This is a genomic window from Cryobacterium fucosi, assembly GCF_004403515.1.
In the GTDB taxonomy this organism is placed as follows: domain Bacteria; phylum Actinomycetota; class Actinomycetes; order Actinomycetales; family Microbacteriaceae; genus Cryobacterium; species Cryobacterium fucosi.
In genome coordinates, this window is record NZ_SOHH01000086.1 from 1 (window position 1) to 9,608 (window position 9,608).

12 protein-coding genes are annotated in these 9,608 nt (G+C 71.8%); 5 read left to right on the forward strand and 7 right to left on the reverse strand.

Annotation, left to right across the window (positions count from 1 at the left end):
- The 3 genes from E3T48_RS12255 to E3T48_RS12265 all read right to left on the reverse strand — a co-directional run.
- A partial coding sequence (locus tag E3T48_RS12255; protein ID WP_134524334.1) for a glycosyltransferase family 2 protein occupies positions 1 to 214 on the reverse strand: 214 nt, incomplete at its 3' end.
- Between the two features lie 81 nt (positions 215 to 295).
- Entirely contained in the window at positions 296 to 1,171 is an 876-nt protein-coding gene (locus tag E3T48_RS12260) for a fumarylacetoacetate hydrolase family protein (RefSeq protein WP_241986800.1), read from the reverse strand.
- Positions 1,172 to 1,220: 49 nt separating this feature from the next.
- Positions 1,221 to 2,756: an AlkA N-terminal domain-containing protein gene (locus E3T48_RS12265; protein ID WP_255455826.1), complete on the reverse strand. Its 1,536-nt coding sequence runs from the start codon at positions 2,754 to 2,756 to the stop codon at positions 1,221 to 1,223.
- 204 nt (positions 2,757 to 2,960) lie between these two features.
- Here E3T48_RS12265 and E3T48_RS12270 point away from each other — a divergent pair, with 204 nt between their 5' ends.
- The 3 genes from E3T48_RS12270 to E3T48_RS12280 all read left to right on the forward strand — a co-directional run bounded on the left by E3T48_RS12270 (position 2,961) and on the right by E3T48_RS12280 (position 6,199).
- Positions 2,961 to 4,355, forward strand: a complete 1,395-nt coding sequence (locus tag E3T48_RS12270) for an FAD-binding oxidoreductase (protein ID WP_134524336.1) — start codon at positions 2,961 to 2,963, stop codon at positions 4,353 to 4,355.
- Positions 4,356 to 4,394: 39 nt separating this feature from the next.
- Positions 4,395 to 5,636, forward strand: a complete 1,242-nt coding sequence (locus E3T48_RS12275; protein ID WP_134524337.1) for a PrsW family intramembrane metalloprotease — start codon at positions 4,395 to 4,397, stop codon at positions 5,634 to 5,636.
- Positions 5,637 to 5,827: 191 nt separating this feature from the next.
- Positions 5,828 to 6,199 carry an FKBP-type peptidyl-prolyl cis-trans isomerase gene (locus E3T48_RS12280; RefSeq protein ID WP_134524338.1) on the forward strand — a complete coding sequence of 124 codons (372 nt, stop codon included), beginning with the start codon at positions 5,828 to 5,830 and terminating at the stop codon, positions 6,197 to 6,199.
- 272 nt (positions 6,200 to 6,471) lie between these two features.
- Here the strand turns inward: E3T48_RS12280 and E3T48_RS12285 are convergent, their stop codons facing one another.
- Positions 6,472 to 6,759, reverse strand: coding sequence for a DUF167 domain-containing protein (locus E3T48_RS12285; protein ID WP_241986801.1), 288 nt, complete (start codon positions 6,757 to 6,759; stop codon positions 6,472 to 6,474).
- Between the two features lie 59 nt (positions 6,760 to 6,818).
- Between E3T48_RS12285 and E3T48_RS12290 the strand changes: the two genes are divergently transcribed.
- Both E3T48_RS12290 and E3T48_RS17640 read left to right on the forward strand, forming a co-directional pair.
- The gene (locus E3T48_RS12290; protein WP_134524339.1) at positions 6,819 to 7,259 is read left to right on the forward strand and encodes a hypothetical protein; all 441 of its coding nucleotides are present in this window, start codon (positions 6,819 to 6,821) and stop codon (positions 7,257 to 7,259) included.
- The gene (locus tag E3T48_RS17640) at positions 7,256 to 7,678 is read left to right on the forward strand and encodes a YkvA family protein (RefSeq protein ID WP_241986802.1); all 423 of its coding nucleotides are present in this window, start codon (positions 7,256 to 7,258) and stop codon (positions 7,676 to 7,678) included. The genes E3T48_RS12290 and E3T48_RS17640 overlap by 4 nt, the downstream gene beginning before the upstream one ends.
- 127 nt (positions 7,679 to 7,805) lie before the next feature.
- On the opposite strand, the gene E3T48_RS12300 is transcribed toward E3T48_RS17640, so the two are convergent.
- From E3T48_RS12300 to E3T48_RS12310, 3 genes are all read right to left on the reverse strand, one after another.
- Positions 7,806 to 8,231 carry a pyridoxamine 5'-phosphate oxidase family protein gene (locus tag E3T48_RS12300; RefSeq protein ID WP_134524340.1) on the reverse strand — a complete coding sequence of 142 codons (426 nt, stop codon included), beginning with the start codon at positions 8,229 to 8,231 and terminating at the stop codon, positions 7,806 to 7,808.
- Between the two features lie 74 nt (positions 8,232 to 8,305).
- Positions 8,306 to 8,662, reverse strand: a complete 357-nt coding sequence (locus E3T48_RS12305; RefSeq protein WP_134524341.1) for a protealysin inhibitor emfourin — start codon at positions 8,660 to 8,662, stop codon at positions 8,306 to 8,308.
- Between the two features lie 10 nt (positions 8,663 to 8,672).
- Positions 8,673 to 9,608, reverse strand: a 936-nt coding sequence (locus E3T48_RS12310; RefSeq protein WP_134524342.1) for a M4 family metallopeptidase, incomplete at its 5' end; no start/stop codon positions are given.

The window sequence follows — 9,608 nt, forward strand, 5'->3', positions numbered from 1 at the left end:
ACCCGGCCGCCGCGGTCGGCCAGATCCCGGGGGCGGGCGCCGGGACGACGCGGGCGCCGGCGGCGCGGGCGACGGCGGCCGACGCATCCGTGCTCCTGTTGTCGACGACGATGACCTCGTCGGCGGGGCGGGTCTGGGCCGCCAGCGCGGCGAGGCAGACGGCCAGGAAGCCGGCGTCGTTGTAGCACGGGATGACGACCGAGATCGTAGACATGTCGCCCACCTTTCCCCGCCCATGCCGCGTCCTGGAGCCGAGCCTACGCTCGCGCCGTCGATCCGGCCGGAAGCGCCGAGGTCAGAGCGCGCGACAGTGCGTGGTCAGGAAACCGATCTTGTCGATCGCCACGGTGACGGTCGACCCGTCCCGCAGGAACACCGGGGGTTTCCGGCTGTACCCGGCGCCGCCCGGGCTGCCGGTGGAGATGAGGGTGCCCGGCAGCAGGGTCGACGTCTTCGACAGGTAGGAGATGATCTCGGCGACCGTGCGCACCATGTCGCCGCTTGAGGCGTCCTGCAGGATGCGGCTGTCGACGTGGGTGGTCAGCCACAGGTCCTGCGGGTCGCCGATCTCGTCGGCGGTGACGACAACCGGGCCGGTCGGCGTGAAACCGTCGAAGGACTTGCAGCGTGACCACTGCGCCTCGGAGAACTGCAGGTCGCGGGCGGTGATGTCGTTGACGACCGTGTAGCCGAAGACGTGGTCGAGGGCGTCCTGCACGGACACGTTGCGGGCCGCGCGGCCGATGACGACCCCGACCTCCGCCTCGTAGTCGACCTGTGCGGTCAGGTCGGTCGCCCAGGTGATCGTCGACTCGTGGCCGGTGAGCGAGTTGGGCCAGAGTGAGAACACGGTCGCCGCCGCCTCCGCGCGGAGTTGCAGCTCGGAGGAGTGGGCGGCGTAGTTGGCTCCGATGGCGATGATCTGCGGCGGGCGGAGCACGGCGGACGAATAGCGCAGGTCGTCCAGCGGGGTGAGGGTGGCGCCGTGCGACACGGCGTTCAGGGTCAGCGCGCGCACCCGGTCGTAGTCGTCGTCGCCCTTCTCGATCAGGTCCTGCAGGTCGCGGGGGGCGTCGTCCATGATTTCGTCGAGGAACACCGCCGAGTCGTCGAAAACCGCGGCAAGACGTGGGGTGGACTGGCCATCAACTCTGAGGTGCGCGAATTTCACCTGTTCAGGCTATCGGCCGCCGGAGGGGTTTGCCTGTTGGCGCCGCCGATCAGGCCGGTTCCGGCCGGGATGGGGCCGCCGGCCCGGCCGCGCGCCACAGGTGCATGCCCGCGTAGCTTCGCCACGGTGCCCAGCCGGCGCCGTGCGCGGCCAGCCGTTTCGCGTCCCCGGGCAGCGCGAGCCGCGCGGCGCCCTGCCGGAGCGCCAGGTCACTGGTGAGCAGGATGTCGGGGCTGCCGAGCACCCGCATGGCCAGGTAGCCGGCCGTCCACGGTCCGATCCCGGCCAGCGCGGTCAGGCTCGACTCCAGCGTCTCCCTGGCCTGGCCGTAGGAGAGCACGAGCTCACCGGAGGCGAGGGCCTCGGCGACCCGGATGACCGTGTCGATCCGCGCGGCGGGCCCGCGCAGCACGTCGCGACCGTCGGCGGCGATCCGGGCGGCGGTCGGGAAATGCCGGGACAGCCCCGGCGTGGCGCCGGCATCCGGGAACGGGTCGCCGAGGGCCTCGGCGAGGCGGGAGAGCGCCGTGCGGGCGGCCGCCACCGAGACCTGCTGGCCGAGGAGGGCCCGGAACAGGGTCTCCTCCGGGTCCATGCTGCCCGGCAGCCTGATGCCGGGGGTGCCGGCGACCGAGGCGGTGAGCAGCGGGTCGGCCGCCAGCGCCAGGTCGATGGCCTGCGCGTCCGCGTCGAGGTCGAGCAGGCGGCGCACCCGGCTGACCAGGGGGGCGAGGTCGGCGAGGCTGGTGAGCCGGGCGACGCAGCTCACGAGCGGGGCAGCCGGACTGCCGGCCAGGGACAGCTCGACCGCGGCGAAGCCGTTCGGCAGGCGGAGGGTGCGCGAGTAGGAGTCGGCCGTGACCGCCTCGACGCCCGGGATCGCGCGCACGCCGAGGAAGCCGAGCACGCCGCGACCGTCGAACGGCGCCCGGGCGGGGAGCTGCAGGGTGACGGTCGTGGCGATCCCTGGTTCGCCGGTCGGCTCGGCGCCGTTCCGGCTCGCGTATCCAGGCCGGACGGCCGCCTGCATCCTGCTCCGCAGCTCGGACGGTGTGCGTTCGTAGACGGCGGCGATGGTGTCGTTGAACTGGCGGATGCTGCCGAAGCCGGCGGCGAAGGCGACCTCGCTGATCGGCAGCCCCGTGCCGAGCAGCAACCGGGCGGTCTGCGCGCGGTGCGCTCGGGCGAGCGCGAGCGGGCCGGCCCCGAGCTCGTCGACGAGCACCCGGGTGAGGTGCCGCTCGCTGTAGCCGAGCCGTGCGGCCAGCCCGGTCACGCCCTCCCGCTCGACCGCGCCGTCTATGATCAGCCGCATCGCCCTGGCGGCCAGGTCGTCACGGATGTTCCAGTCGGGCGAGCCGGGGACGGCATCCGGCAGGCAGCGTTTGCAGGCGCGCAGGCCGGCCTCGTGGGCGGCTGCGCTGGTGAGGTAGAACGACACGTTCGAGGGCTTCGGGGTGACGGCCGGGCAGCTCGGCCGGCAGTAGATGCCGGTGGAATGCACGCCCGTGATGAACTGACCGTCGAACCGGGAATCCCGGGACGACATGGCGCGGTATCGCTCGGCAAAGACCGGGTCGGCCACGCCGGTTCCTGCCCCGGCTCCCGCACCGGGCGTGGGCGTCGCGGGCGGGCGGGACGCAGGCCGGCTGAACTCGGTCGATTTCACGCTTCCAGCCTGACAGGTCAGGGCCCGGTTCGATAGCGGGAATCGGACATGGCCGCGTGCGGGCGCCCGCCGGGGCATGGCCGGGGAGCACGCGCACCGGCGGGCCGGTACTGTGGCGGCATGACCGCATTGGAGCGACTGCAGGCCGAACTGGGCACGATCGTGAGCGTTGACCCGGCGGAACTCGCGGCCGCCCGCGCCGACCGGTCCGGCTGGGTGGCCGCCGGGCTGCCGCTGGCCGTGGTGCGGGCCGGCACGGTCGAGCACGTGCAGGCGACGCTGCGGATCGCCTCGGAGTGGCGCGTCCCCGTCGTCACCCGCGGCGCCGGGACCGGCCTCGCCGGGGGTGCCTGCGGCACCGACGGGTCGATCGTACTCAGCGTTGCCGGGATGAACCGCATCCTCGAGATCCGGCCGGAGGACGAACTGGCGGTGGTCGAACCCGGGGTGATCAACCAGCATCTGGGCGACGCCCTCCTCGAACACGGTCTGTGGTTCGCCCCCGACCCGGCCAGCAGGGCCATCTCCACCGTCGGCGGGAACATCGCGACGAACGCCGGCGGGCTGCTCTGCGCGAAGTACGGGGTGACCAGGGAGGCCGTGCTCGGACTCACGGTCGTGCTCGCCGACGGCAGCCTGCTCCGCACCGGCCGCCGCACGGTGAAGGGCGTCACCGGCTACGACCTGACCGCGCTGCTCACCGGGTCGGAGGGCACCCTGGGTGTGATCGTGGAGGCGGTGGTGCGGACCAGGGCGATCACGGCGGGGGAGACGGTCACCATCGGCGCGGTGTTCCCCGACGTGGGCCGGGCGGCCGCGGCATCCGTGCTCGTCACGGCGGCTCGGATCCGCCCGGCCGTGATGGAACTGATCGACCCCGTCGCCCTCGCCCTGATCGCGGCGCACCTCGGACCGGCGGCGTCGGCCGGGCTCCCGCTCGGCCGGGGCGCGTTCCTGCTGGTGCAGACGGATGGGCCGGCGGCCAGGGCGGAGGCCGAGCAGGCCGTGGCCGTGCTCCGTGCGGCGGGCGGCGAGGCGCGGCTGTCCACGGATGCGGCCTCGGCTGAACGTCTGCTCGACGTGCGGCGGGCCGCGCACCCCGCGCTGGCCGCCCACGGGCAGGTCCTGATCGAAGACGTCTGCGTGCCGCGGTCCCGCATGAAGGAGATGTTCGACCGGATCGCCGAGATCAGCGCGCGCACCGGTGTGCCGATCCCGACCGTCGCACACGCCGGCGACGGCAACCTGCACCCGAACTTCGTCATCCCGGTCGACCGGGGGAGGCCCGCCGACGAGCAGGTGGTCCCTGAGCCGATCTGGGCCGCGGCCGGCGAGTTGTTCCGTGCCGCGCTCGACGTCGGCGGCACCCTCACCGGGGAGCACGGGGTAGGCGTGTTGAAGCGGCGCTGGCTGGCCGAGGAGCTCGGCGACACGAGCTTCGAGCTGCAACGCCGGATCAAGACCGTGTTCGACCCGCTGGCCATCCTGAACCCCGGGACCATGTTCGCCTCCTGACCGGCGCGGAACGCGGCGGCCACCAGTAGGGTGTTGCGCATGACCTTCGAGACCCCGGCATCCGAACGCGACCTGGCTGCCCCCGAGGTGAACCCGGCGGTGAACCCGGCGGTGAACCCGGCGCTGCACCCGGTGCGGCAGGTCTGGACCACCCCGGTGCGCCGCCCCGGCGGTGCCGCGGTCGCCCTCGCGATCATCGGGATCGTCGTCGCCTGTGGGGCGCTCTTGCTCGTCCTGGTCTATCTGTCCACCTTCCTCGGCCCTGGCGCGCTGCTCATCTGCCTCGCACTCGCGCTCGTGCCGCTGAGCGTGATCCTGCTCGCGGTGCGCTGGATCGACCGGTGGGAGCCGGAGCCGCGGCCGGCGCTCTGGTTCGCGCTGCTCTGGGGCGCCGGGGTGTCGGTCGTCTCGGCCCTCGTCTTCGACCTCGGGGTGAAGCTGGCCCTGGCCGCCGCCGGTGCGGCCGCGACCGGCGACGGCACCGACTTCCTCACCGGTGTGGTCCAGGCGCCGATCGTCGAGGAAACGGCGAAGGGTGCCGGCATCCTGCTGCTGTTCTGGGCGATGCGGCGCCGGTTCGACGGCCCGGTCGACGGCGTGGTCTACGCCGCCACGATCGCGGCGGGCTTCGCCTTCTCGGAGAACATCCAGTACTTCGGGGTCGCGATGATCGAAGGCGGAGCAGAGACCCTCGGCTTCACCTTCCTGGTGCGCGGCGTGCTCTCCCCGTTCGCCCACGTCATGTTCACCGCGTGCACGGGCATCGCGTTCGGGCTGGCTGCCCGCCGCCGGGCCGGTGGCATGGTCGGCACGGTGCTGCTCGGACTCGTCTGCGCGGTGGCATTGCACGCGCTCTGGAACGGCGCGTTCTACCTGCTCGTCGGCGACACGAACCTGATCTCGTACTACCTGCTCGTGCAGGTTCCGCTCTTCATCACGGCCGTCGTGGTCGTGGTGCTGCTGCGGCAGCAGGAGGAACGGATCACAAAGCGCCGCCTGATGGAGTATGCGGCGGCCGGCTGGTTTTCCACCGCGGAGGTCGAGATGCTGGCCACCCCGCAGGGGCGGCGGCAGGCGCGCGGCTGGGCGGCGGGTCAGCCCCGGGACCGGCGGGCCGGGATGAACGACTTCATCACGGATGCCACCCGGCTCGCCTTCGCCCGCCAGCGGATGCTCAACGGCAGCGCCGGCAACGTCGACCGGGCCGACGAGGCGCAGCTGCTGACGCTGGTGCGGCATGACCGCGCCGCCGTGGTCGGCGACGCCGACCTGGCGCGCTGACCGGAGGCACGCGGCATCCGCGGCCGGCACATCTGCGGCAGACATAGAACTCGCCGCCCGGTGGTGTGGCGATGCCGACGACTCTCCCGGTGCGGCGAGTTACTGACTTCATAGTGCGCCTTCCGGCCCCGTTCGCGCAAGGGGGAATTTTCCGGTGTGCGATCGGGGCCGGGATCGGGTTGGATAGGACCATGACTGATCTGAACTCCAAGCCCGAACTCGACGCGCCGGAGGGCCCAGCGCCCGAGGCCCTCACCGTTACCGACATCGTGGTTGGCGAGGGCGCCGAGGCGACCCCCGGCGCCACCGTCGACGTGCACTACCTGGGCGTCGAGTACGACACCGGGGACGAATTCGACTCGTCGTGGAACCGCGGCCAGTCGATCAACTTCCCCCTCGGCTCCCTGATCGCCGGCTGGCAGCAGGGCATCCCCGGGATGAAGGTCGGCGGGCGTCGCCGGCTCGTCGTGCCGCCGCACCTGGCCTACGGCCCCGCGGGCGGCGGACACCGCCTGTCCGGCCAGACCCTGATCTTCGTGATCGACCTGCTCGGCGTCAGCTAGGCCTCGAGCTCGCCGGTGGTCGAGCCGTGCGGTGGTCGAGCCGTGCGGTGGTCGAGCCGTGCGGTGGTCGAGCCGTGCGGTGGTCGAGCTTGTCGAGACCAGGTCGTGTGGGGGTCTCGACAAGCTCGACCACCGGATGTCGGCTCGACCAGCGGATGTCGGCTCGACCAGCGGATGCAGGCTCGACCAGCGGATGTCGGCTCGACCACCGGTCGCCGAGGACCGAGTCCGCCGGTGGTCGAGCCTGTCGAGACCAGGTCGGGTGCGCTTCGTCAGGTCTCGTGGTCGATGCGCACGTGCTTGATCCGCGAGGCGTGGCCGCGCACGATGCTCACTGCGCCGCGCGGAACCCCGAAGTGCTTCGCGAGCAGCTTCACCAGCGCGTCGTTCGCGGCCCCCTCGACCGCCCGTTGCTGCAGGTAGACCGTCAGTGCGGCATCCGCCGGGGGCCCGGTCGCCGCGCCGCCCGGCCCGGCATCCGTGGGCTCGTCGACGGTGACCAGCGGGCCCTTGCGGCTGCCCGGTTTCACGTGCACTGTGAGATTCACCGTTCGGGTCACTCCGGTCCCCTCAGAGAGATGGTCACCCTGACAACGCTAGTGGGCGGAGATAATGGGCCATGATCTCAATCGACTGCGCACGCGCCCTGGCCGACGCCGGGCTGCGCTGGCACCCGGTCTCCGGCGACGCGTTCCGGATCGAACGGTCCGGCTTCGAGAACGACGTCTTCACGGTCAGTGACATGACGATCGAGCCGCACGAGTTCGACACCGGAACGATCCTCGGCTTCAACGGCACCACCGAGTGGGCGCTGGATTCGCTGGCTCTGGAGGACGCGCTCTGGCTGCCGCGCGAGGACCAGTTGCGTGTCCTGCTCCGCAGCTCCTTCCGTTCGCTCACCCGGATCGGAGAGGACGCCTACCGGGTGCGCGTCGAGTTGGCCGGCACCGACGAGAGCCATGACGCGGCAGACCCGGCGGATGCCTACGCCCTCGCCCTGTTCCGGCTGATCCGGCTCTCCGGCGACGACCGGCTCTCCGGCGACGACCTGGTCTCGTGAACGTGCCCGGCCCGGACTGGTGGGAGATCGTGCTCGGCGTTGCCGGCGGCATCCTGGTCCTGTGGCTGATGCTGGTCGGCCTGCTCTGGTGGGCGGCCCGCACGCAGTCAGACCCGACCCGGCTGCGAGACGCGCTGCGCCTGATCCCCGACGTGGTGCGGCTGCTTCGGCGCCTGGCGGCCGACCGCACCGTCCCGACCGGCGTGCGGGTGTGGCTGGTCGTGCTCCTGGGCTATCTCCTCTCGCCGATCGACCTGGTGCCGGACTTCATCCCGGTGCTGGGCTACGCGGACGACGCGATCATCGTCGCGGTCGTGCTGCGGTTCGTCACCCGGCGTGCGGGGGCGGAGGCGCTCGAGCGGCACTGGCCCGGATCCCCGCAGGGGCTGGCGGCGCTGCGCACCCTGGCCGGGCTCTGACCTCAGACGCGCGGCCCGTCGACGGCGGATGCCGGGCCCCGGCCGGCGGGGACGGTCAGGCGATCCAGGCGATCCAGGACGCTGTGGGGCCTGTTCGAGGCCGATGCGTTCGTCATGGCGGGCCAGGCTAGTAGCGCTCGGGTTCCGGCCCGAGCTGGAAACGCCGCCCGGTGATCACCTGGGGGGTGATCTCCACGTAGATGTACTTGAGGGTGGGGATGAGCGGCCGCAGGGGCAACTGGTCGGCAGCCTCGATCTCGTGCTGCGTGTCGAGGACGCGGGCGTGGCCCCGCACGACGACGCTCCACGCCTCGTCGCGGCCGATGCCGTCGGTCTCGAAAGCAACCTTGTTGTTCACGGTGAGTTCGAGCAGTTTCGTGCCCTCCGCCGTGCGGAAGACCAGCCGCCGGTCGGCGGCGATGAAATTGACCGGGTAGATGTCGGGTTCCCCGGAGATGCTCATCGCGAGGCGCCCGAAACTCGACGAGATCAGGAGCTCCCAGCATTCGTCTTCGCTGAGGTGCCGGACCGGATACAGGTCGTTGGTTTCCATGCCCCATATTCCCATGCCATCGGGTCGGATGTGAGCATGCGTCGCAGCAATCCGCCCTCGGTCCGGGGCTGCGGTCATCCGGGAGGCTGGGAGTTGACTCCAAACCCGCCGAGTGGCGAGTCAGGGGAGCGCCTGGGCCCTGCCGAACGAGGGCCTGGCCCGGAATCGGCGTCCTGCGACGCCTTCACCCGGTCGACGAGTTCCTTCCAGGGCCCGCGGACCTGAGGTTCGGCCAGGACCACCTCGTTCGGCGCGCACCGGATGCGGTAGACGAAACGATCCGGTTCGGGTGCCCGCGCCGACACCTCCGCCCAGGGCAGCGCCGTGATCAGGCTGAACCAGTCGGCGGCGTCGGGCTGCGCGTCGATGTCGACTTCCCAGGTGATGCGGATGCCGGCGATGCCCCCGCTCCGTGAAACGACGACCTTCATGCCGCCGATGTTACTCCGGGCGCGGCGGCCCCGGGATGCCGGCTGCCAGGCCGGAGCCGAGGCCGACGGTGGTCCAGCCGGCGACGACGGCCCGGTGTTCGGCCGATCCGATGCCGTAGCGTTTGACGGCCGCGCGGGCCGTCGCCCTGGCGAAGGCGGCGAAGCTGACGGTGCCGCCGAGGGTGCCGCTGGTCAGGGTGTCGTACCAGATCTGCCCCGGCGCGTCCCACGCGTTGCCGCCCAGTGCCTCGGCGACCAGATAGAACGCCCGGTTCGGGATGCCGGAGTTCAGGTGCACCCCGCCGTTGTCGTCTTCGGTCTCCAGATAGCCGGCCATGCTGTCCGGCTGCGGGTCCCGGCCGAGCACATCGTCGTTGTAGGCGGTGCCCGGTGCCTTCATCGACCGCAGGGCAACCCCCTGCACCTGGTCGGTGAAGAGCCCCTCGCCGATCAGCCAGCCGGCCTCGGCCGTTGACTGGCCCCGCGCGTGCTGTTCGACGAGGCCGAACACGTCGGACATCGACTCGTTGACGGCCCCGGACTGGCCCTGGTAGGTGAGGTTCGCGGTGAACTGGGTCATGCCGTGGGTGAGCTCATGCCCGATCACGGTCAGCGACGCCGTGAACCGGTTGAACACCTGGCCGTCTCCGTCGCCGAAGACCATCCGCTCGCCGTCCCAGAAGGCATTGTCGTAGTTGCGTCCGTAGTGCACGGTGGCGTCGAGGGGCAGCCCTCGGTCGTCGATCGAGTCTCGTTGGAAACGGTTCCAGAACAGGTCGTGCGTGCTGCCGAGCCCGTCCCACGCCTCCCGGACCGTCACGTCGGGCACGGGCGGGTGACCCTCGGCCCGCACCAGGCGACCCGGCAGGCGCTCGAGGCCGCCGGCATCCGAGATGCTGCGGTCGATCCGGCCCGGCACCCGCGCCGGTGCGCCGCCGCGCAGGCC